Here is a 21,931-nt window from a genome sequence, read left to right on the forward strand (position 1 = left end):
ACGAGGCGTTTCGGCGGCGGAGCGCCAGTGCTCGGTCGAGTCCCGGGGGCACCCTCATGACACGCGCCATCTCTCTGCACGACGTGAGCAAGACCTACACCAAGGGCGGCGGCCGGGTGGTGGACCGCCTGTCGCTCGACATCGCGCCGGGCGAGTTCCTGGTGCTGCTCGGCCCCTCCGGCTGCGGCAAGTCCACCGTGCTCCGGATGATCGCCGGGCTGGAGGAGATCACCGAGGGCGAGCTGCGGCTCGACGGCGAGTACGCCAACGACCTGCCGCCCGCGGGGCGGGACATGGCGATGGTCTTCCAGAACTTCGCCCTCTACCCCAACATGACCAGCCGCGACAACATCGGTTTCCCGCTGCGCATCGAGTCGCCCGGCGCGGACCCGCGCACCCGCGTGGACGCCACGGCCCGGATGCTGGGCATCGAGGACCTCCTCGAACGCCTCCCCGGCCAGCTCTCCGGCGGCGAACGTCAGCGCGTCGCGATGGGCCGGGCGATCGCCCGCCACCCCTCCGCCTTCCTGATGGACGAGCCGCTGTCCAACCTCGACGCCAAGCTGCGCAACCACCTGCGCGCCGAGATCGCCAGGCTGACCGGCGAGCTGGGCGTCACCACGGTCTACGTCACCCACGACCAGGCGGAGGCCATGTCGCTCGGCGACCGGGTGGCCGTGCTGCGCGGCGGGGTGCTCCAGCAGCTCGACAGCCCGCGCGCGGTCTACGCCCTGCCCCGCAACGTCTTCGTCGCCGCCTTCATCGGCACCCCGCGGATCAATCTGCTGCGCGGTACGGTCCGGGCCCCGCTGGACGGCGCGATGTCCATCAGCCTGGGCAAGCAGTTCCTGCGCCTGCCCGAACCCCTCTCCCGCGACCACCAGTTGCTGCGGGTGCAGCAGGGCCGCGAGGTGATCGTGGGCCTGCGCTCGGAGGCCGTGCGCATCGCCGAACGCACGGCGGCCCGGCCCGGCGAGGTGGCGCTCACCGGACTGGTGGAGCACGTGGAGTTCCAGGGGCACGAGGCCCTCGTCCACTTCAACACCGGTTCCCGCCCCGCCGTCGTGACGGATCTGGAGGCGCCGCGGCCCGCCCGCCGCCCGGTCCGGCGGCGTCGCCGCGAGGGCACCGTCCTGGAACGCCTGCGGGATCGGGCGGGCGCCCTGCGGGCCGGCCCGGTGGTGGTCCTGGAGCACCCGGCCGACGCCGGCCCCGGGTTCGCCGATCCCGCCGGGTCCGAGCCGCGCCTGACCGGTGACCTGGTGGTGCGCACCAGCCCGGACCTCCGGCTGCGCCACGGGATGCAGGTCCCGCTCCTCGTCGACCTCGCCCACCTGTTCGTCTTCGACCAGCACGGCGAGCGCGTCTGCCCGGCCCCGGACCGGCTGCCGGGCCTGGAGGAGTGAGGGGGCCGGGCTCCCGATCGGGGCGGGGTGTGGCGGCCAAAAACTATCGGCGCTAGTTTATGGGCCTGTCGGTAGGTTGTGACGCGGACGTCCGCGGCGCGGCCGCGAACGGACGCACCCCGCCCCGGAGGAGCACCATGAAGGCACACGACGGCCTGTACATCGACGGCGCCTGGCGCCCCGCCGCGGGCCGGGACACCATCGAGGTCGTGAACCCGGTCGACGAGCAGGTCGTCGGCACCGTCCCGGCCGGTACCGCCGAGGACGTCGACGCCGCCGTGCGCGCCGCCCGCGCGGCCCTCCCCGCCTGGGCGGCGACCCCGCCCGCCGAGCGGGCCGCGCGGCTGGCCGCCCTCCGGGACGTCCTGGCGGCCCGCAAGGACGAGATCGCCGAGACGGTCACCGCCGAACTCGGCGCGCCGCTCGCGTTCTCGCAGGCGGTGCACGCGGCCGTGCCGATCGCCGTCGCCGGCTCGTACGCCGACCTCGCGGCCGCGCATGTCTTCGAGGAGCGGGTCGGCAACTCCGTCGTCCACCACGAGCCGGTCGGCGTGGTCGGCGCGATCACCCCCTGGAACTACCCCCTGCACCAGATCGTCGCCAAGGCCGCCCCGGCGCTCGCCGCCGGCTGCACGATCGTGCTGAAGCCCGCCGAGGACACCCCGCTCACCGCCCAGCTGTTCGCCGAGGCGGTGCACGAGGCCGGCGTCCCGGCCGGCGTCTTCAACCTGGTCACCGGCCTCGGCCCGGTCGCCGGCCAGGCGCTCGCCGAGCACCCCGGGGTCGACCTGGTCTCCTTCACCGGCTCCACCGCCGTCGGCCGGCACATCGGCGCGACGGCGGGCGCGGCCGTGAAGAAGGTCGCCCTGGAACTGGGCGGCAAGTCCGCCAACGTCATCCTGCCGAGCGCGGACCTCGCCAAGGCGGTCAACATCGGCGTCGCCAACGTCATGTCCAACTCCGGCCAGACGTGCAGCGCCTGGACGCGGATGCTGGTGCACCGCGACCAGTACGACACGGCCGTCGAACTCGCCGCGGCCGCCGCCGCCAAGTACGCCGACCGCATCGGCCCGGTGGTGAACGCCAAGCAGCAGGCACGGGTGCGCGGCTACATCGAGCAGGGGGTGGCGGAGGGGGCCCGGCTGGTCGCGGGCGGTCCCGAATCCCCGCGCGAGCGGGGCTGCTTCGTCAGCCCGACGGTCTTCGCCGACGTCACCCCCGGGATGACGATCGCGCAGGAGGAGATCTTCGGCCCGGTCCTCACCCTCCTGCGCTACGAGGACGAGGAGGACGCCCTGCGCATCGCCAACGGCACGGTCTACGGCCTCGCAGGCGCCGTGTGGGCCGGTGACGAGGCCGAGGCGGTGGCCTTCGCGCGCCGGATGGAGACCGGCCAGGTCGACATCAACGGCGGCCGCTTCAACCCCCTCGCCCCCTTCGGCGGATACAAGCAGTCCGGCGTCGGCCGCGAACTCGGCACGCACGGCCTCGCCGAGTACCTCCAGACCAAGTCCCTCCAGTTCTAGGAGCGTTGCCCACCATGGCCGTACGCGCCGCCGTCCTGCCCGCCATCGGCTCACCGCTGGAGATCACCGGCATCGAGCTGCCCGAGCCGGGTCCCGGCCAGGTCCGGGTCCGCCTGGCCGCCGCCGGGGTCTGCCACTCGGACCTGTCGCTGTCCGACGGCACCATGCGGGTGCCGGTGCCCGCCGTCCTCGGCCACGAGGGCGCCGGCACCGTCCTCGCCGTCGGGGACGGAGTCGCCCATGTCTCGCCCGGCGACCGTGTCGTCCTCAACTGGGCTCCCTCGTGCGGGCGTTGCCACGCCTGCTCGCTCGGCGAGGTCTGGTTGTGCGCCAACGCCCTGAACGGCGCGGCGGACGTCCACGCCCGCACCGTGGACGGCACCGACCTCCACCCCGGTCTGAACGTCGCCGCCTTCGCCGAGGAGACCGTCGTCTCCGCCGCCTGCGTCCTGCCGCTGCCCGAGGGCGTCCCCCTCACCGACGCGGCCCTGCTCGGCTGCGCCGTCCTCACCGGCTACGGTGCCGTGCACCACTCGGCGAAGGTGCGCCCCGGGGAGACGGTGGCCGTGTTCGGCGTCGGCGGCGTGGGCCTGGCAGCCCTGCAGGGCGCCCGGATCGCCGGGGCCTCGAAGATCGTCGCCGTCGACGTCTCCCCGGAGAAGGAGGAGCTGGCCCGCGCGGCCGGCGCCACGGACTACGTCGTCGCCTCCGCGGACACCCCCCGCGAGATCCGCGCCCTCACCGGCAAGCAGGGCGTCGACGTGTCCGTCGAGTGCGTGGGCCGCGCGGTCACCATCCGCGCCGCCTGGGAGTCCACCCGTCGCGGCGGCCGTACCACGGTCGTCGGCATCGGGGGCAAGGACCAGCAGGTCACCTTCAACGCGCTGGAGATCTTCCACTGGGGCCGGACCCTGTCCGGCTGCGTGTACGGCAACTCGGACCCCGCGAAGGACCTGCCCGTGCTGGCCGGGCACGTGCGCGCCGGACGCCTGGACCTGGGGGCGCTGGTGACCGAGCGGATCGCCCTGGACGGCATTCCGGCGGCCTTCGAGAACATGGTGGCCGGGAAGGGCGGCCGGGCCCTGGTCGTCTTCTAGCCCGTCCCGCGACGTGCCCGGTCCTCGCCGAGGACCGGGCCCCCGGCGTGCCCGCGGGCCGTATTCGGTGCCATGTACAGGTAAAAACTGCTGGTGCGCGACCCGTTGACGTCCATACCGTCCGGTCAGTACGTTCCCCGGAACTCGAGCCGCCCCCCGCCCCCCGTTCCGTCCCCGCACTCATCGGAGCGTGCACGCATGGACACGGCCCCTTCCGCTCAACCGCTCACCACCCCCGCCGCCCCCGTCGACCGGCACCGCCGCCGGGTCGCCACGGCCGCCGCCCTCGCCTCCGCCGTCGAGTGGTACGACTACTTCGTCTTCGGCATCGCGGCCGCCCTCGTCTTCGGCGGCCTCTACTTCCCGTCCGGCAGTCCCACCGCCGGCGTCCTCGCCTCCTTCGCCACCTTCGCGGTCGGCTTCCTGGCCCGCCCGATCGGCGGCGTCGTCGCCGGACACTTCGGCGACAAGCGCGGCCGCAAGCCGATGCTGGTCCTGGCCCTGACGCTGATGGGCCTCGCCACCACGGGCATCGGCCTGCTGCCCACGTACGACACCATCGGCGTGGCCGCCCCGATCCTGCTGGTAGCCCTGCGCGTCGTGCAGGGCGTCGCGGTCGGCGCCCAGTGGGGCGGCGCGATGCTGCTGGCCACCGAGTACGCCCCGGAGGGCAGGCGCGGTGTCTACGGCAGCGTCGTCCAGCTCGGTGTCCCCATCGGCGTGATCACGGCCAACACCGTCTTCCTGCTGGCCGGCGCCTTCACCAGCGACTCCGCGTTCGCGGCCTGGGGCTGGCGGCTGCCCTTCCTGGTCGGACTGCTCGTCCTCGTCCTGGCCTGGTACATCCACACCCGGGTCGAGGAGACCCCCGAGTTCCGGGCGGCGGAGGAGGCGCTGGCACGCAAGGAGGCGGCCGAGCGCGGCTCCCCGCTGCGGGAGATCCTGCGCGGCCACCTCGGCACGGTCCTCCTCGCCGGAGGGTCCTTCGCCGTGAACACCGCGACCTTCTACATCCTCATCACCGGCGTCCTGGAGTACACCACCCGCGCCCTGCACATGGAGCGCGGCGCCGTGCTCACCGTCTCGCTCTGCGTCAGCCTCACCCAGCTCGTGCTGATCCCGGCCTCGGCGGCGCTGTCCGACCGCATCGGCCGCATCCGGATCTACGCGCTCGGCGCGGTCGGCATCGCGCTGTGGGCCGTACCGCTGTTCCTGCTGATCGACACCGGCTCGCTGCTGTGGCTGGCGGTGGGCACGTTCGTCGCGAGCTGCTTCCTCAGCATCATGTACGGCCCGCAGGCCGCGCTGTTCGCCGAGCTGTTCACGCCCGAGATGCGGTACACGGGCGCCTCGCTCGGCTATCAGATCGCGGCCGTGTTCGGCGGGGGTCTCGCGCCCTTCGTGATGGTGCTGCTGCTGGAGGCGACGGGCACGTCGATGGCGGTGTCCGGCTACATCGTCGTCCTCGCCGTGATCGCCCTGCTCTCCATCAAGGTCCTGGCGGGCCGGGCCCGTACCCCCTGATCAGGAGGTCCGCTCGGGCTGCGGCTCCGGACGGGTGTCCGGGGCCGCGGCCGTGCGCGGGACCCGCGGCCGCGAGCGGGACACCGCCACGCCCGCCAGGCACAGCACCCCGCCCACCAGCGTGACGGGCCCCGGCACCTCGCCGAGCGCCAGCCAGGACATCAGCACGACCAGGGCGGGAACGGCGTACGTGGTCGCGCCCATGCGGCTGGCCGTGGTCCGGGACAGGGCGTATGCCCAGGTCGTGAAGGCCAGGGCGGTGGGGAAGACGCCCAGGTAGACCATGTTGAGGGTCGCCGAGACCGGCGCGTCGGCGGCGTCGGACACCAGCCTGCCGGCGAACGGCAGACAGGCCACCGCCCCGACCAGGCACCCGAACGTCGTCACCTGCAGCGCGCTCGCCCGGCCCAGCGCCGGCTTCTGCGCGACGACCCCGGCGGCGTACGCGACGGCGGCGAGCAGGCACAGCACCACGCCGAGCACCGAGGCTCCGCCCGCGCCGGACATCGACAGGCCCACGGTCACCGCGCCCGCGAAGGAGACCGCCATGCCCGCGAGGAGCCGCGGCGGCACGGGGTCCCCGAGCAGCCGCGCGCCGAGCAGGGCGATGAGCAGCGGACCGATGTTGACGACCAGCGCCGCCGTGCCGGCGTCCACCTGCTGCTCGCCCCAGTTGAGGGCCACCATGTAGAAGCCGAACCACAGCAGCCCGGATATCGCGATCCCGCGCCAGGCGGCCCGCGGCGGCCACCCCTCCCGCCGCACCAGGCAGATCAGCCCCAGCGCCAGGGCCCCGGACAGCAGCCGCCCGAGCGCCAGCGCGCCCGGGGAGTACGCGGCGCCCGCGCTGCGGATCGAGACGAAGGCGGAGGCCCACAGCACCACGGTGACCGTGGCGGCACCCGCGGCGAGACGGGACGGAGAGACGTTCAACATGCTCCAGAGGGTAGGCGGGGGAGTGCGCACGGGTCCGGCGGATTTCGGACGCCACGCTGCCGGACGACAAGCTCCCGCACGCCATGCTCCCGGACACCACGCCCAGGGCGGCCGCCTTGTGGCGCCGGGCCGGCGAGCGCCGTCCGTGGGGAAGGCCCGCGGCACGCCGGGGCGGTCCCCGCACGGGGGCTCGGGCGGTGGCGGTCAGGCGGTCCGCGCCACCCGCTCGTACTGCTGCGCCAGGCCGTCGAGGAGTGCCGTCAGCCCGGTCTCGAAGGCCCGTTCGTCGATCTTCTCCTGCTGGTCGGACAGCAGGTGCGCCTGCCCGAGGTGGGGATAGTCGGCGGGGTCGTAGGCGCTCGCGTCGTCCACGAAGCCGCCCGCGAAGGAGCCCAGCGCGGAGCCCATGATGAAGTACCGCATCAGCGCGCCGATCGAGGTCGCCTGGGCCGGCGGCCAGCCCGCGTCGACCATCGCGCCGTACACGGCGTCGGCCAGGCGCAGCGCGGCCGGGCGGCGTCCGGGGCCGCGGGCGAGGACCGGGACGATGTTCGGGTGGTCGCGCAGGGCGGCCCGGTAGGAGACGGCCCAGTCGTGCAGAGCGGTCCGCCAGTCGCGGCCGTCCTCGAACATCGACAGGTCGACCTGAGCGCTCACCGAGTCCGCGACCACCTCCAGGATCTCGTCCTTGGTGCGGAAGTGGTTGTAGAGCGAGGGCCCGCTGACCCCCAGTTCGGCGGCGAGCCGGCGGGTGGAGACGGCCGCCAGGCCCTCCCGGTCCACGAGGTCCCGCGCCGTCGCGACGATGCGGTCGGTGCTGAGCAGGGGCTTGCGCGGTCGGGCCATGGCGCACATAGTAGGGCTGCGGCTTTAAACTAGCAGTGCTAATTTAACGAACGGTCCGCACCGTCCGTCACTTGTGGGGTGATCCGTCATGAACCTCGGACTCAGCGAGGAGCAGACCGCGGTCCGGCGACTGGCCCGGGACTTCGTCGAGCGCGAGATCACCCCGCACGCCGTGGCCTGGGACCGCGCCGAGGAAGTCGACCGGTCGATCGTGAAGAAGCTCGGCGAGGTCGGCTTCCTCGGGCTCACCGTCGACGAGGAGTACGGCGGCTGCGGCGGCGACCACCTCGCGTACTGCCTGGTGACGGAGGAGCTCGGACGGGGGGACTCGTCGGTGCGCGGCATCGTGTCCGTCTCCCTCGGCCTGGTCGCCAAGACGATCGCCGCCTGGGGGAGCGAGGAGCAGAAGCGGCGCTGGCTGCCGGGGCTGACCTCCGGCGAGCTGGTCGGCTGCTTCGGCCTGACCGAGCCCGGCACCGGCTCCGACGCCGGCAACCTCGTCACCCGGGCGGTCCGTGACGGCGGCGACTACGTCGTCAACGGCACCAAGATGTTCATCACCAACGGCACCTGGGCCGACGTCGTCCTGCTCTTCGCCCGCTCCACCGACGCCCCCGGGCACAAGGGCGTCTCCGCCTTCCTGGTGCCCACCGACACCCCCGGCCTGAGCCGGCGCACCCTCCACGGCAAGCTCGGCCTGCGCGGCCAGGCCACCGCCGAGCTGGTCCTGGAGGACGTCCGCGTGCCCGCCTCCGCGATGCTGGCGCCGGAGGGCAAGGGCTTCTCGGTGGCCATGTCGGCGCTGGCCAAGGGCCGGATGTCGGTGGCGGCGGGCTGTGTCGGCATAGCCCAGGCCGCGCTGGACGCGGCGGTGCGGTACGCGGGCGAGCGCGAGCAGTTCGGCAGGCCCATCGCCCACCACCAGCTCGTGCAGGAGCTGCTCAGCGACATCGCCGTGGACGTGGACGCCGCCCGGCTGCTGACCTGGCGGGTCGCCGACCTGATCGACCGCGGGCTGCCCTTCGCGGTGGAGTCATCCAAGGCCAAGCTCTTCGCCTCCGAGGCCGCGGTGCGCGCCGCCAACAACGCCCTTCAGGTCTTCGGCGGTTACGGCTACATCGACGAGTACCCGGCGGGCAAACTGCTGCGCGACGCCCGCGTGATGACCCTCTACGAGGGCACCAGCCAGATCCAGAAGCTCGTCATCGGGCGCGCCCTGACGGGCGTCTCGGCGTTCTGAGGGCCCGCGCGAGGCCTCGGTGAGGATCCGGCCGGGTGCCCCGGCCGGGTGCCCGGCTGAGTACCTCGGCTGAGTACCGGAGCGGATGCGCCGCCGGCCCCGGGCGCCGAGGCTGGCCGTCATGAGTGAGACACCGGTCAAGCAGCAGAGCACCGCCGCCTTCCACGGCCAGGCGGTCGCCTCCTTCGCGGTGGCCATGACGGCGACCGCGGTCGGCATCGTCCGGCTGGAAGCCGACGCCTGGGTCCGGGGCTTCCTGGCCATCGCCGTCCTCTACCTCGTCACGTCCGCCTTCACCCTCGCCAAGGTGATCCGGGACCGCCAGGAGGCCGGGCAGATCGTCAGCCGGGTCGACCAGGCCCGGCTGGAGAAGCTGCTCGCCGACCACGACCCCTTCGAGAAGCTGTGACGGAGCCGGAGCGGCCGCACGGCCGTGACGGCGCCACGGCACTCCGGCGGGCGGCGGCGCTAAGCGACCGCTCACCTTCGGCGGTATGGTGGTGCCCCTGACCGAGAGAGGGGCGAGGGATGACTACGGCGGAGGAGACGGCCGGCGGCGAGGCGCAGCCATGGGGCGAGGTCACGCCTGACGCGGCCCGGCGGCTGCTCGTGGCCGCCGTGGAGGCCTTCGCCGAGCGGGGCTACCACGCGACGACGACCCGCGACATCGCGGGCCGCGCCGGCATGAGCCCGGCCGCGCTCTACATCCACTACAAGACCAAGGAAGAGCTGCTCCACCGCATCAGCCGGATCGGCCACGAGAAGGCCCTGGAGATCCTGCGTACGGCGGCCCGGCGCGAGGGCAGCGCGACCGAGCGGCTCGCCGACGCGGTGAGCTCCTTCGTCCGCTGGCACGCCGGCGGCCGCACCACCGCGCGCGTCGTGCAGTACGAGCTGGACTCGCTCGGCCCGGACGCCCGCGCGGAGATCCTCGCGCTGCGCCACAAGGTCGACGCCGAAGTGCGCGGGATCATCGAGGAGGGCGTGGCGTCGGGCGAGTTCGACGTCCTGGACGTACGGGGAACCACGCTCGCGGTGCTCTCCCTCTGCATCGACGTGGCCCGCTGGTTCAACGTCGGCGGCCCCCGCACCCCGGAGGAGGTCGGCGCGCTCTACGCCGACCTCGTGCTGCGGATGGTCGGGGCGAAGGAGCCGGGCTCCCGGCGGAAGTGACCGGGGCCCGGCGCGGGGCCCCGGCGGCGGGGGCGCGCGGCTCCCCGGGTGCTAGAGGTAGTACCGGGCCACCGACTCCGCGACGCACACCGGCTTGTCCCCGCCCTCGCGTTCCACCGTGAAGCCGACGCTCACCTGCACGCCGCCCGGTACGTCGTCCACGCCGGTGATCGTCGCGGTGGCGCGCACCCGCGAGCCGACCGGGACGGGGGCGGGAAAACGGACCTTGTTGGTGCCGTAGTTGACGCCCATCCTCACGCCCTCGACGCCCATCAGCTGCGGTCCGAAGAGCGGGAGCAGCGACAGGGTCAGATAGCCGTGCGCGATGGTCGTGCCGAAGGGGCCCGCGGCGGCCTTCTCCGGATCCACGTGGATCCACTGGTGGTCGCCGGTCGCCTCCGCGAACAGGTCGATCCGCTTCTGGTCGATCTCCAGCCAGTCGGTGTACCCCAGCTGCTCGCCCACCGCCGCCTTCAGCTCGTCGGCGGACGTGAAGATCCTCGGCTCTGCCATGTGCCCGGCCTCTCGGGTTGCTCCGTCGTGTGGCGCCGTGTCCGTCGCCCACATCGCCATCTCTAAGCAACTGCTTAGCATGGTGGGCCGCGGGGCCCCTGTCAACGGAGCGGGCCGGGACGCGGTGGGTAGGCTCTGCGGGGTGCCCCAGATTCCCGAGAAGATCCACGAGCTGAGCGTCGGCCAGCTGTCCGCGCGCAGCGGGGCCGCCGTCTCGGCCCTGCACTTCTACGAGGCCAAGGGCCTGATCAGCAGCCGCCGCACCACCGGCAACCAGCGGCGCTACACGCGCGACACGCTGCGCCGGGTGGCCTTCGTCCGGGCCGCGCAGCGTGTCGGGATCCCGCTGGCGACGATCCGCGAGGCGCTCGCCGAACTCCCCGAGGAACGCACGCCCACCCGGGCGGACTGGGCGCGCCTGTCCGAGACCTGGCGGTCCGAACTGGACGAACGCATCAAGCAGCTCAACCGGCTGCGCGACCACCTCACCGACTGCATCGGCTGCGGCTGCCTGTCCCTGGAGGGCTGCGTCCTGTCCAACCCCGACGACGCCTTCGGCGAGCGCCGGGCCGGATCACGGCTGATGGTGGAACGTCCGGGCGAACCCTCCGGCGGCCGCACCGCCGCACGCGCCCACGGCCGGCGGCCCTGACGAACGTCCGCCGATGAAGGGGGTGCGGCATCCCCGGCGCACCCCCGCGTACTCAGGCCGACACCAGCAGCCGTCCCCGCCGGGCGAAGGCCAGCGCCTCCGTGGTGAGGACGGGGAGCGGCACCAGGATGCCGCAGTCCGTGCAGACCGGACCCGACGACGGCTCGTGGTCCAGGTCGTACTGCCACACCAGGCGCCCGCCCCCGCACACCGGGCACCCCGAGCCCGGTTCGCGCTGCAGTGCGGCGATCAGCCGGCGCAGGACCTCCGCCAGCGGTTCACGCGGGTGGACCCGCGGGTCGTCGCACCAGGCGACGCCGAACCCGCCCCAGGTCAGCCGGTGCCAGTCGTCCACGCTGCCCGGCCTGCGCAGCCCGTCGTGCTTCTCCTTCCTGCGCCGGTCCGCGAACTCGACCTCGTAGCCCAGCCAGACCGAACGCGCCTGCTCCAGCTCGTCCAGTGCGGCCACGAGCCGCGCCGGATCGGGGGAGCGGTCCTCGGGGTCGAACCCCCACCGGGAGCACAGATGGTCCCAGGTCGCCCTGTGCCCGTAAGGGGCGAACCGCTCAAGGCACTTGCGCAACGAGTAGCGCCGCAGCGCCAGATCGCACCGCGGGTCCCTCACCTGTCTCGCCAGACTCCGGAAACCGGCCATCGCCCTGCACCTCCGTCACATCTGCACCTGCACTTCGGTCACTTCGGCGTCGTCGTACGCGTCGTGCGAAGTCGTCGTACGGACGTCGCCGAGTAGACGTGTCGACACGTCAATCGGCTCCATCCGATTTCCGATGCCCGCCATAAGCCCGCCCTGCTTGACCTCCCCGCACCTCCACACGCTGACTCCAAAAAGTGACGCACGTTCATCTTCCAACTCGGGGATACCGGCGGTAACGTCCCGCCCCGTCCCCGTCCGGAGGAGCCGCCCCATGCCACGGCGCACCCCACATCACGCGCTCGACGAAGAGAGAACTCCCCGCAGACTCAACGGGTTCCTGAAGACCGCATCCGTATGCGTCCTCATTGCCGGTCTTTTGTCGCCCTTTTCCCAAGCGGCCGCGGCCGAGTCGGCCACTGTGAACGACTACTGCGGCGGCCAGTGCTCGGACATCCTGCCGCCCGGCGAGAACGGCAACGCCACCCTCGCCCAGATCCTCCTCAACCAGGCATTCGGCACCCAGCCCAGCCACGCCGAGGACCAGCTCGGCCCCTACGCCGGCCTGGCCAAGGGCTACCCCGCGCTCACCGACGCGAAGATCAACGACTTCTTCCGGGACGCCTCGTTCGGGGTGCCCCCGGACCAGGTGGCGTCCACGGAGAAGCCGGCCGGGCGCGGCGACGTCACCGTCGTCCGGGACAGGAAGACCGGTGTGCCGCACATCACGGGCACCACCCGGTACGGCACCGAGTTCGGCGCCGGGTACGCCGCCGCCGAGGACCGGCTGTGGCTCATGGACGTCTTCCGGCACGTCGGCCGCGGCCAGTTGACCTCCTTCGCGGGCGGCGCCCCCGCCAACCAGGGCCTGGAACAGGAGTTCTACCGCAACGCCCCGTACACCGAGGCCGACCTCCAGGCCCAGATCGACAGCGCCGTGGCCCGCGGCGGCGCCCGCGGGCAGCAGGCCCTCGCCGACGTCAACGCCTACCTCGCCGGTGTCAACGCCTACATCGACGCCTCCGACTCCGGCCGCTACTTCCCCGGCGAGTACGTCCTCACCGGCCACAAGGACGCGATCACCAACGCCGGCACCATCGAGCACTTCAAGGTCACCGACCTGGTCGCGCTGGCCTCCGTCGTCGGCTCGCTGTTCGGCTCCGGAGGCGGCGGCGAGGTCGGCAACGCGCTCTCACTGCTCGCCGCCCAGTCCAAGTACGGGGTGACGGAGGGCACCCGGGTCTGGGAGTCCTTCCGCGAGCGCAACGACCCCGAGGCCGTCCTGACCGTCCACAACGGCGAGAAGTTCCCGTACGCCACCAGGCCGGACGACCCACAGGGCGAGGCCCTGCCCGACCCCGGCTCGGTGACCCGGGAACAGCTCGTCTACGACCGCACCGGCAGCGCCACGGGCTCGGCCGCGGCCGGCGCCTCGGCCACCGCCGCCACGACCGCGCTGAGCTCCGCCCGGCGCGGCATGTCCAACGCCCTCGTGGTCAGCGGCAAGCACACCGCGAGCGGCCACCCGGTCGCCGTGTTCGGCCCGCAGACCGGGTACTTCGCCCCCCAGCTGCTGATGCTCCAGGAGATCCAGGGACCCGGCCTGAGCGCCCGCGGCGCCTCCTTCGCGGGCCTGAGCATGTACGTCGAACTCGGCCGCGGCCAGGACTACTCGTGGAGCGCCACGACCTCGGGCCAGGACATCATCGACACCTACGCCGTCGAACTGTGCCAGGACGACCACCACTACCTGTACCACGGCACCTGCACGGCCATGGAGCGCGTCGAGCAGAGGAACGCCTGGAAGCCGACCGTGGCCGACGGCACCGCCGAGGGCTCCTACACGATGCGCGTGTGGCGGACCGCGTACGGACCCGTCGCGTACCGGGCGACCGTCGGCGGCAAGAAGGTCGCCTACACCACCCTGCGCTCCTCCTACCTGCACGAGACCGACTCGATCATCGGTTTCCAGATGCTCAACGACCCGGACTACGTCAAGGGACCGCAGAGCTTCCAGAGCGCGACGCAGCACATCAACTTCACCTTCAACTGGTTCTACGCCGACTCCCAGCACACCGCGTACTACAACAGCGGCGACAACCCGGTCCGGGCGGACGGCGTGGACGCAGAGTTCCCGGTGTGGGCGCGGCCGGCGTACGAGTGGCGCGGCTGGGACCCGGCGGCCAACACCGCCGACTACACCCCCGCCTCCGCCCATCCGAACTCCGTCGACCAGGACTACTACATCTCCTGGAACAACAAGCAGGCCGAGGAGTACACGGCGGCGCCCTGGGGCGAGGGCTCGGTGCACCGCGGCGATCTGCTGGACGACCGGGTCAAGCGGCTCGTCGCGGCGGGCGGAGTGACCCGCGCGTCCCTGGTCAAGGCGATGGCGGACGCGGCGCTCGCGGACCTGCGGGCGGAGGACGTGCTGCCGGAGCTGCTGCGGGTGGTCACCACCTCGGCGGTCACCGACCCGACGGCCGCCGCGGCGGTGAGCAGGCTCCAGGCGTGGGTCACGGCGGGCGCCCGGCGCACCGAGACCTCGGCCGGCTCGAAGACGTACGCCGACGCCGAGGCGATCCGGATACTCGACGCCTGGTGGCCGCTGCTGGTGAAGGCCGAGTTCGAACCGGGGCTCGGCAGCGACCTGTACACCGCCCTCACCGCCAACCTGCCCGTCGACGAGGCGCCTTCGGCCGGTCACGGCCCGACCGGCGCGCACGCCGGAAGCTCCTTCCAGTACGGCTGGTGGAGCTATGTCGACAAGGACCTCCGGTCGGTGCTCGGTGAGCCGGTGCGGGGCCCACTGGCGCGGAAGTACTGTGGCGACGGCAGCCTCACCTCCTGCCGGGACCTCCTGATCAGCACCCTGAAGGAGGCGGCCGGCAAGACGGCGTCCCAGGTCTACCCCGGCGACGACCAGTGCTCGGCGGGCGACCAGTGGTGCGCCGACTCGATCGTGCAGCGCCCCCTGGGCGGCATCAAGCACGACAGGATCGGCTGGCAGAACCGGCCCACCTACCAGCAGGTGGTGGAGTACACGTCACACCGGTGACACCCGCGCGGCGGCGGGTCAGCCGATGCGGCCCGCCGCCAGTACCACCCGGGCCAGCTCCGGGTGCAGGATGTCGCTGTGCGCCCCGCTCGGCGGCCCGCCGCGCCGGACGACCTCCGCCGCGTCGACGTTGACGCAGCCCGACGCGGGCAGCGGTGCCCGCAGGGCGTCGGCGAGGGTGCACGCGTGCGTGGCCGGCACCCCCTGCACCCCGTCGTGCCCCATGGCGCCCCACCGCGCGCCCAGCAGGCGCCCGAGGTCGAAGCCCGCCAGCGAGCGGTCGTCGCCCGCCAACCGCGAGGCCATCGGATAGATCGTGCCGAGCGCCGAGTCGAAGCGGGAGAAGCAGCACACGACCGGACCGTCCACCCGGCGGTACAGGCCCCGCAGGACCCCTCCCGCGCGCGCGTCGTCCGGCACCCGGTCGGCGAACGCGTGGTGCGAGAAGGCCCCCTGGAGCAGCGTCACCGACTTCACCGTGCGCACGCCCTCGGGCAGGCCGCGCAGCGCGAACGAGACCAGACGGCCCCCGAAGCTGTGCCCGACCAGGTGCACCCGGACGTCCGGGGCCGCCGCGGCGAGCCGGCCGACCGCCGGGCCGAGACCGCGCTCGCCGACCGTGCCCGCCCGCCGCTTCATCTCGAAGTACGTCGCCTGGCGCAGCAGTTCCAGCGCCCCGGACCGCGCCTCGCCCAGCGCCCCGGGCAGCGCGAAGGACTCCTCGCCGGCCGCGGCCGGAAGACCCGCCAGCGCCCCGGCGAACTCCGCGCAGACCTCCGCCGCGGGCCGGGAGAACATCTCCGGCTCGTCCGGCGGTTCCCCCTCGGCCACGGTGTCCGCCGCGAACAGCGTCCGCGGGGAGCTCGGTTCCACCTCCACGAGCAGCCGCACCAGCCGCCCGAACTCGTCCAGTGCGGCCGCCCCGGGCGGCGGCCCGTCCAGCAGCCGGGCGATCCGGTCGATCACCGTGGCCCGCCCCGGGAACGCCGCCAGCAGCGCGACGCGGGTGTCCTTGTCCAGCGCCGGGCCCGGCGGCGGCCCGGCGGCCGTGGCGCGCGGGAAGTCCGGGACCGGCTCGTCGCAGAACCGCATCGACGGCCACACCACGCCGACGTACCCGATCCGGGCCGCCGGTCCGAGGCCCGGGATCGGGGCGAAGAAGCGCCGGTACAGGTCGGTGGCGCGCCTGCGGTCGTTGTTCCAGCCGTGCGCGAAGACGATCAGGTCACGCACGCCCTCCCGCGTGACCCCCTCCAGCAGCCGGTCCCGTTCCCGGCCGTCCACGTCCCCGTCGGCGTCGAAGGTCAGCTCCCAGTACGGAGCCACACTCATCCCCGGATCCGTCATGACCGACTCCCTCGTCCCCCACGGCGGCACGATGTGGGCGCATCGTCCTGCCAACGGGCGGAGTTGGCCATAGGTCACGCTTCATCCGCGGAGGAAGGGCCTCATCCGCGGACGAGCGGACGACGGGCGACGGGCCTCATCCGTAGACGAGGTATTTCCTCCGCACCGCACGGAACGCGGCCAGTTCCTCCTGCCAGCCCGCCACCACCGCGTCGGTGTCCGCCCCGGAGTCGATCGCCGTGCGCACCCATGTGGAGCCGGTCAGCTTGTCGATCCAGTGGTCCGGGCGCCAGGCGAAGCCGCTCCAGACCTTGCGCGCGGTGACGAGCAGGGCGATGCCGGTCCGCACCGGGTCGAAGGCGGCCCGGTCGTGCACATGGACCTGCACCCCGCCGACGGTGGTGCCCTGGAACTTGGAGAAGGTGGGCGCGAAGTACGCCTCGCGGAAGCGCACGCCCGGCAGGGCGAGCCGGCCGGCCTCGGCCGCCCACCGCCCGTCGATGCCGTCCGCGCCGAGCAGTTCGAAGGGGCGGGTGGTGCCGCGCCCCTCGGACAGGTTCGTCCCCTCGAACATGCACGTCCCCGCGTACACCAGGGCGGTGTCGGGGGTGGGCATGTTCGGGCTCGGCGGGACCCAGGGCAGGCCCGAGGCGTCGTAGAACTCCGACCGTCTCCAGCCGGTCATCAGGACCGTCTCCAGCGGCACCGGCGCGCTCAGGAACTCCCCGTTGAACAGCCGCGCCAGCTCCGCGACCGTCATCCCGTGTGCCTGGGAGACCGGCTGCCGCCCGACGAAGGTGGCGAACTCCCGGTGCAGGACCGGCCCGAGGGCCGCGCGCCCGGTCACCGGATTGGGCCGGTCGAGCACCACGAACCGCTTGCCGGCGAGCCGCGCCGCCTCCATGCAGTCGTACAGCGTCCAGATGTACGTGTAGAAGCGCGCGCCCACGTCCTGGATGTCGAAGACGACGGTGTCGACGCCGGAGGCGGTGAAGACGTCGGCGAGCGGCTGCCCGCTCTTGAGGTAGGTGTCGTAGACGGGCAGCCCGGTCGCCGGGTCGTCGTAGCGGCCCTCGGAGCCGCCCGCCTGCGCGGTGCCGCGGAAGCCGTGCTCGGGGCCGAAGACGGCGACCAGGTCCACCCGGCGGTCGGCGTGCATGACGTCGACGATGTGGCGCACGTCCCGGGTGATGCCGGTCGGGTTGGTGACGACGCCGACGCGCTGCCCGGCGAGCGGGGCGTAGCCGTCCGCCGCGAGGCGCTCGAAGCCGGTGCGCAGCCGTTCGCCGGGCCGGCGGCCGGCCGCCCGCGCCGGGGCCGCGGGGACCGTCGTGACCGCGGCCGCGGCCGTCCCGGCGAGCAGGCTCCGTCTGGTCAGCTTCATGCGAGGACCTCCGTGATCGCAGCGGGTGTCATGCACACGCACGCTAGCGCGGGCCCCGGCACAGGGGAACGAAGCGGCGCGGCCGCGTCGCGCGGACCCCTTCCGTGGCCACATACCGACCGGTTAGTCTGACTATCCAGCAGAGCCGGGGCGTACGGTGACGTGCGCCCGCGACGCCGTGTCGAAGGAGACCGATGGTGGAAGCCGTGCAGGGTGCCGGAGTCGTGGTGACCGGGGCTGGAGGCGGCATCGGCGCCGCGCTGGCCCGCCGGTTCGCCGCCGAGGGGGCCCGGGTCGTCGTCAACGACCTCGACGCCGAGCGGGCCAAGGCGGTCGCCGCGGAGATCGGCGGCATCCCGGTCCCGGGCGACGCCTCCGCCGTGGTCGAGGAGGCCCGCGCCGCCCTCGGCGGCACGGTCGACGTCTACTGCGCCAACGCCGGTGTCGGCTCGGGCGGTTCGGAGACGGCCGGCGAGGAGGTCTGGGCGCAGGCCTGGGACGTCAACGTGATGGCCCATGTCCGCGCCGCGCAGGCGCTGCTCCCGGCCTGGCTGGAGCGCGGCGCCGGCCGGTTCGTCTCCACCGTCTCCGCCGCCGGACTGCTCACCATGATCGGCGCCGCCCCCTACAGCGTCACCAAGCACGGCGCGTACGCCTTCGCCGAGTGGCTGTCGCTGACCTACCGCCACCGCGGCCTCAAGGTGCACGCCATCTGCCCGCAGGGCGTGCGCACCGACATGCTGGCCGCCACCGGCAGCGCGGGCGACATCGTCCTGCGGCCCACCGCGATCGAGCCCGAGGACGTGGCGGACGCCCTGTTCCGGGGCATCGAGGAGGAGCGGTTCCTGATCCTGCCGCACCCCGAGGTCGCCGGGTACTACAAGGCCCGGGCCGCTGAGCCCGACCGCTGGCTGGCGGGCATGAACCACATCCAGCGCACATGGGAGGACGCCCGGTGACCGCCTCCGACGCCACGCCCGACGCCCCCTCCGCCTACGGGGACCAGCCCTGGCTGGCCCTGCTCACCGACGCCCAGCGGGCCCCCGTGGACCCCGCCGACTCCCTCGTGCACGCCCTGCGCCGCGCGGTCGCCGAGGCCCCGGACCGCACCTGCCTCGCCTACTTCGACGCGCGCCTGACCCACCGCGAGGTCGACGAGCTGAGCGACTCCGTCGCCGGCCACCTCGCCGCGCGCGGCCTGGAACGCGGTGACCGGGTCGCCGTCCTGCTGCAGAACTCCCCGCACTTCGTGATCGCGGTCCTCGGCGCCTGGAAGGCGGGCGCCACCGTCGTCCCGGTGAACCCGATGTACAAGTCGGCGGAGGTCGGGCACGTCCTGCGGGACGGCGAGGTGGCGGCGCTGATCTGCTCCGACCGGGCCTGGGAGGCGTATCTGCGGGACACCGCCGCCGGCTCGCCGGTGCGGATCGTGCTCACCGGGTGCGAGCGCGACTTCCAGACCCGCGACGACGCCCGCGTGCTGACCTTCGAGCGGCTCCCGCAGGCCCCCGACGCCGACGACCTGGTGGCCGTCGCCCGGCAGGGGCTGAAGGCACCCGAGGGCCGCGACCCCGCCCCCGCCGACATCGCGCTGATCAGCTACACCTCGGGCACCAGCGGGACCCCCAAGGGCGCCACCAACACGCACGGCAACATCATGTACAACGCCGAACGGCAGGGGACCGGGCTCGCCCTGCCCGAGGCGCCGGTCTACTTCGCGATGGCGCCCCTGTTCCACATCACCGGCATGGTCTGCCAGTTCGGCGCCTGCCTGAACAGCGCGGGCACCCTGGTGCTGGCGTACCGCTTCGAGGCCGGCGTGGTGCTGGACGCCTTCGCCGAGCACCGGCCGCACTACACCGTCGGCCCGTCGACCGCCTTCATGGCCCTGGCCGCCCACCCCTCCGCCACGGCGGACCACTTCTCCTCCTTCCACGTCATCTCCTCCGGCGGCGCCCCGCTGCCGCCCGCGCTGGTGGAGAAGTTCCGGGCCGGCTTCGGGCCGTACATCCGCAACGGCTACGGACTCACCGAGTGCACCGCGCCCTGCGCCTCCGTACCGCCCCACCTCGAGGCTCCCGTCGACCCGGCCTCCGGGACGCTGGCGGTGGGCCTGCCGGGCCCCGAGACGGTCGTACGCATCGTCGACGACGCGGGGCGGGAGGTGCCGTTCGGCGGGCAGGGCGAGATCGTCGTACGCGGCCCGCAGGTCGTGCCCGGCTACTGGCGGCGCCCCGAGGCCACCGCCGAGACCTTCCCCGGCGGCGAACTGCGCACCGGCGACATCGGGTTCATGGACGCGCGGGGCTGGCTGTACGTCGTCGACCGCAAGAAGGACATGATCAACGCCTCCGGCTTCAAGGTGTGGCCGCGCGAGGTGGAGGACGTGCTCTACACGCACCCGGCCGTGCGCGAGGCGGCCGTGGTCGGGGTGCCCGACGGCTACCGCGGGGAGACCGTCAAGGCGTACATCAGCCTGCGGCCGGGCGCCGAGGCGGACCCCGGTGCGCTGGCCGCCTGGTGCAAGGAGAGACTGGCGGCCTACAAGTACCCGCGCCAGGTGGAGATCCTGCCCGACCTGCCCAAGACGGCAAGTGGGAAGATCCTGCGTCGGGAGCTGCGTTCCCGTGACGCGCAGAAGGCCCACGAAAGCCAGTAGACATCGAGGAAAGGCAGGTGGCGGCAGTGCCCAGAACGACGGACACGGACGGCACTCCCGTGCCGCAGCGGCTCCTGGCCGCCGCCACCCGGCTCTTCGCCGAGCAGGGCTACGACCGCACCTCGGTGCAGGAGATCGTCGAGGCGGCCGGCGTCACCAAGGGGGCGCTCTACCACTACTTCGGCTCCAAGGACGACCTGCTGCACGAGGTGTACGCGCGTGTGCTGCGCGTCCAGCAGGAGCGCCTGGACGCCTTCGCGGACGCCGACGAGCCGATCGAGAAGCGGGTGCGGGACGCGGCCGCCGACGTCGTGGTCACCACGATCGACAACCTCGACGACGCGTCGATCTTCTTCCGCTCCATGCACCACCTGAGCCCCGAGAAGAACAAGCAGGTGCGCGCCGAGCGCCGGCGCTACCACGAACGCTTCCGTGCGCTCATCGAGGAGGGCCAGGAGGCGGGCGTCTTCTCCCGGGCGACCCCGGCCGACCTGGTGGTCGACTACCACTTCGGCTCCGTCCACCACCTGTCCACCTGGTACCGCCCCGACGGACCGCTCAGCCCGCAGGAGGTCGCCGACCACCTCGCGGACCTGCTGCTGCGGGCCTTGCGCCCGTAGCCGCGCCGGGTGCACGGACGAGGGGCGGCCGCCCGGCGCGGCCGCCCCTCGTCCGTGTCCCACGGGTACGTCTGCGGCTTACAGGTACTTCTTGAGCTCCCGCCGCGCCAGCGAGCGCTGGTGCACCTCGTCCGGCCCGTCGGCGAGCATCAGGGTGCGGGCGCCGGCGTAGAGCTCGGCCAGCGGGAAGTCCTGGCTGACGCCGCCCGCGCCGTGCAGCTGGATCGCCCGGTCGATGATGTCGACCACCGCGCGCGGCGTGGCGATCTTGATGGCCTGGATCTCGGTGTGGGCGCCCCGGTTGCCGACCGTGTCCATCAGCCAGGCCGTCTTGAGCACCAGCAGCCGCAGCTGCTCGACGGTGACCCGCGCGTCCGCGATCCAGTTGTGCACCACGCCCTGCTGGGCCAGCGCCTTGCCGAAGGCGGTGCGGGAGACGGCCCGGCGGCACATCAGCTCGATCGCCCGCTCCGCCATGCCGATCAGGCGCATGCAGTGGTGGATCCGGCCGGGACCGAGCCGGGCCTGGGCGATGGCGAAGCCGCCCCCCTCCTCGCCGACCAGGTTCGCCACCGGCACCCGCACCTGGTCGAAGACCACCTCGGCGTGGCCCCCGTGGTAGTGGTCCTCGTAGCCGAAGACCTGCATCGCGCGCCTCACCGTGACGCCGGGCGTGTCGCGGGGGACCAGCACCATGGACTGCTGGCGGCGGATGTCCGGGCCGTCCGGGTCCGTCTTGCCCATCACGATGAAGATCGCGCAGCGCGGGTCCATCGCCCCGGAGATGTACCACTTGCGGCCGGAGATGACGTACTCGTCGCCGTCCCGCTCGATGCGCGTGGTGATGTTCGTGGCGTCCGAGGAGGCGACCTCCGGCTCGGTCATCGCGAACGCCGAGCGGATCTCGCCCGCCAGCAGCGGCTCCAGCCACTGCTTCTTCTGCCGCTCGTCGCCGAACTGCGCCAGCACCTCCATGTTGCCGGTGTCGGGGGCCGCGCAGTTGGTGGCCGTGGGCGCGAGCTGCGGGCTGCGGCCGGTGATCTCCGCGAGCGGGGCGTACTGGAGGTTGGTCAGCCCGGCACCGTACTCGGCGTCGGGCAGGAAGAGGTTCCACAGCCCCTGGCGGCGGGCCTCGGCCTTCAGCTCCTCGACCACCGCCGGGGTGTCCCACGGCGAGGCCAGCCGGGCGCGCTGCTCGTGCGCGACCTGCTCGGCCGGGTGGACGTACTCGTCCATGAAGGCGAGGAGCCTGGCGCGCAGCTCCTCGGTGCGTGCGTCGAACGCGAAGTCCATGACGG

19 protein-coding genes are annotated in these 21,931 nt (G+C 73.2%); 12 read left to right on the forward strand and 7 right to left on the reverse strand.

Annotated elements, in window-relative coordinates:
- Nucleotides 1-56 precede the first annotated feature (56 nt).
- The 4 genes from ACIQ9G_RS26310 (at nt 57) to ACIQ9G_RS26325 (ending at nt 5,553) form a co-directional block, all read left to right on the forward strand.
- On the forward strand, nt 57-1,406 hold the full coding sequence (locus tag ACIQ9G_RS26310) for an ABC transporter ATP-binding protein (RefSeq protein WP_403614018.1): 1,350 nt from the start codon (nt 57-59) through the stop codon (nt 1,404-1,406).
- A 137-nt stretch (nt 1,407-1,543) separates the two neighbouring features.
- The gene (locus ACIQ9G_RS26315) at nt 1,544-2,932 is read left to right on the forward strand and encodes an aldehyde dehydrogenase family protein (RefSeq protein WP_403614021.1); all 1,389 of its coding nucleotides are present in this window, start codon (nt 1,544-1,546) and stop codon (nt 2,930-2,932) included.
- Nucleotides 2,933-2,946: 14 nt separating this feature from the next.
- Nucleotides 2,947-4,029, forward strand: a complete 1,083-nt coding sequence (locus ACIQ9G_RS26320) for a Zn-dependent alcohol dehydrogenase (RefSeq protein ID WP_403614024.1) — start codon at nt 2,947-2,949, stop codon at nt 4,027-4,029.
- A 198-nt stretch (nt 4,030-4,227) separates the two neighbouring features.
- Nucleotides 4,228-5,553, forward strand: a complete 1,326-nt coding sequence (locus ACIQ9G_RS26325) for an MFS transporter (RefSeq protein ID WP_403614026.1) — start codon at nt 4,228-4,230, stop codon at nt 5,551-5,553.
- Here ACIQ9G_RS26325 and ACIQ9G_RS26330 read toward each other — a convergent pair whose 3' ends face one another.
- Together ACIQ9G_RS26330 and ACIQ9G_RS26335 are read right to left on the reverse strand one after the other, a co-directional pair.
- Complete coding sequence (locus ACIQ9G_RS26330; protein ID WP_403614029.1) at nt 5,554-6,489, reverse strand: DMT family transporter; 936 nt, start codon at nt 6,487-6,489, stop codon at nt 5,554-5,556.
- A 204-nt stretch (nt 6,490-6,693) separates the two neighbouring features.
- Nucleotides 6,694-7,335, reverse strand: a complete 642-nt coding sequence (locus tag ACIQ9G_RS26335; RefSeq protein ID WP_403614031.1) for a TetR/AcrR family transcriptional regulator — start codon at nt 7,333-7,335, stop codon at nt 6,694-6,696.
- Nucleotides 7,336-7,423: 88 nt separating this feature from the next.
- Between ACIQ9G_RS26335 and ACIQ9G_RS26340 the strand changes: the two genes are divergently transcribed.
- The 3 genes from ACIQ9G_RS26340 (at nt 7,424) to ACIQ9G_RS26350 (ending at nt 9,748) form a co-directional block, all read left to right on the forward strand.
- The gene (locus ACIQ9G_RS26340) at nt 7,424-8,575 is read left to right on the forward strand and encodes an acyl-CoA dehydrogenase family protein (protein WP_403614034.1); all 1,152 of its coding nucleotides are present in this window, start codon (nt 7,424-7,426) and stop codon (nt 8,573-8,575) included.
- A 121-nt stretch (nt 8,576-8,696) separates the two neighbouring features.
- Nucleotides 8,697-8,984 carry a YiaA/YiaB family inner membrane protein gene (locus tag ACIQ9G_RS26345; RefSeq protein ID WP_403614037.1) on the forward strand — a complete coding sequence of 96 codons (288 nt, stop codon included), beginning with the start codon at nt 8,697-8,699 and terminating at the stop codon, nt 8,982-8,984.
- Nucleotides 8,985-9,103: 119 nt separating this feature from the next.
- Nucleotides 9,104-9,748, forward strand: a complete 645-nt coding sequence (locus ACIQ9G_RS26350) for a TetR/AcrR family transcriptional regulator (RefSeq protein ID WP_403614040.1) — start codon at nt 9,104-9,106, stop codon at nt 9,746-9,748.
- A gap of 51 nt (nt 9,749-9,799) precedes the next feature.
- Here the strand turns inward: ACIQ9G_RS26350 and ACIQ9G_RS26355 are convergent, their stop codons facing one another.
- On the reverse strand, nt 9,800-10,261 hold the full coding sequence (locus tag ACIQ9G_RS26355) for a MaoC family dehydratase (protein WP_403614042.1): 462 nt from the start codon (nt 10,259-10,261) through the stop codon (nt 9,800-9,802).
- Nucleotides 10,262-10,403: 142 nt separating this feature from the next.
- Between ACIQ9G_RS26355 and soxR the strand changes: the two genes are divergently transcribed.
- The gene (soxR, locus tag ACIQ9G_RS26360) at nt 10,404-10,913 is read left to right on the forward strand and encodes a redox-sensitive transcriptional activator SoxR (protein ID WP_403614045.1); all 510 of its coding nucleotides are present in this window, start codon (nt 10,404-10,406) and stop codon (nt 10,911-10,913) included.
- A gap of 52 nt (nt 10,914-10,965) precedes the next feature.
- Here the strand turns inward: soxR and ACIQ9G_RS26365 are convergent, their stop codons facing one another.
- Nucleotides 10,966-11,568, reverse strand: a complete 603-nt coding sequence (locus tag ACIQ9G_RS26365) for a hypothetical protein (RefSeq protein ID WP_403614047.1) — start codon at nt 11,566-11,568, stop codon at nt 10,966-10,968.
- Nucleotides 11,569-11,839: 271 nt separating this feature from the next.
- Here ACIQ9G_RS26365 and ACIQ9G_RS26370 point away from each other — a divergent pair, with 271 nt between their 5' ends.
- Nucleotides 11,840-14,623 carry a penicillin acylase family protein gene (locus ACIQ9G_RS26370; RefSeq protein ID WP_403614050.1) on the forward strand — a complete coding sequence of 928 codons (2,784 nt, stop codon included), beginning with the start codon at nt 11,840-11,842 and terminating at the stop codon, nt 14,621-14,623.
- A gap of 18 nt (nt 14,624-14,641) precedes the next feature.
- On the opposite strand, the gene ACIQ9G_RS26375 is transcribed toward ACIQ9G_RS26370, so the two are convergent.
- Nucleotides 14,642-15,970, reverse strand: coding sequence for a serine-threonine protein kinase (locus ACIQ9G_RS26375; protein ID WP_403614053.1), 1,329 nt, complete (start codon nt 15,968-15,970; stop codon nt 14,642-14,644).
- Between the two features lie 136 nt (nt 15,971-16,106).
- Nucleotides 16,107-17,354, reverse strand: coding sequence for an exo-beta-N-acetylmuramidase NamZ domain-containing protein (locus ACIQ9G_RS26380; RefSeq protein ID WP_403614056.1), 1,248 nt, complete (start codon nt 17,352-17,354; stop codon nt 16,107-16,109).
- A 194-nt stretch (nt 17,355-17,548) separates the two neighbouring features.
- Here ACIQ9G_RS26380 and ACIQ9G_RS26385 point away from each other — a divergent pair, with 194 nt between their 5' ends.
- From ACIQ9G_RS26385 to ACIQ9G_RS26395, 3 genes are read left to right on the forward strand one after another with little or no spacing between them, the layout of a single operon-like run.
- Complete coding sequence (locus ACIQ9G_RS26385; RefSeq protein WP_403614059.1) at nt 17,549-18,313, forward strand: SDR family oxidoreductase; 765 nt, start codon at nt 17,549-17,551, stop codon at nt 18,311-18,313.
- Nucleotides 18,295-20,013 (forward strand): class I adenylate-forming enzyme family protein, encoded by a 1,719-nt coding sequence (locus ACIQ9G_RS26390; protein WP_403614062.1) that lies wholly within the window; start codon nt 18,295-18,297, stop codon nt 20,011-20,013. The genes ACIQ9G_RS26385 and ACIQ9G_RS26390 overlap by 19 nt, the downstream gene beginning before the upstream one ends.
- Before the next feature lie 26 nt (nt 20,014-20,039).
- Nucleotides 20,040-20,633, forward strand: a complete 594-nt coding sequence (locus tag ACIQ9G_RS26395) for a TetR/AcrR family transcriptional regulator (RefSeq protein WP_356190261.1) — start codon at nt 20,040-20,042, stop codon at nt 20,631-20,633.
- Nucleotides 20,634-20,711: 78 nt separating this feature from the next.
- Here ACIQ9G_RS26395 and ACIQ9G_RS26400 read toward each other — a convergent pair whose 3' ends face one another.
- Nucleotides 20,712-21,926 carry an acyl-CoA dehydrogenase family protein gene (locus ACIQ9G_RS26400; protein ID WP_356190263.1) on the reverse strand — a complete coding sequence of 405 codons (1,215 nt, stop codon included), beginning with the start codon at nt 21,924-21,926 and terminating at the stop codon, nt 20,712-20,714.
- Between the last annotated feature and the right edge of the window lie 5 nt (nt 21,927-21,931).

The organism is Streptomyces sp. NPDC096152 (assembly GCF_044763235.1).
Taxonomy (GTDB): Bacteria; Actinomycetota; Actinomycetes; order Streptomycetales; family Streptomycetaceae; genus Streptomyces.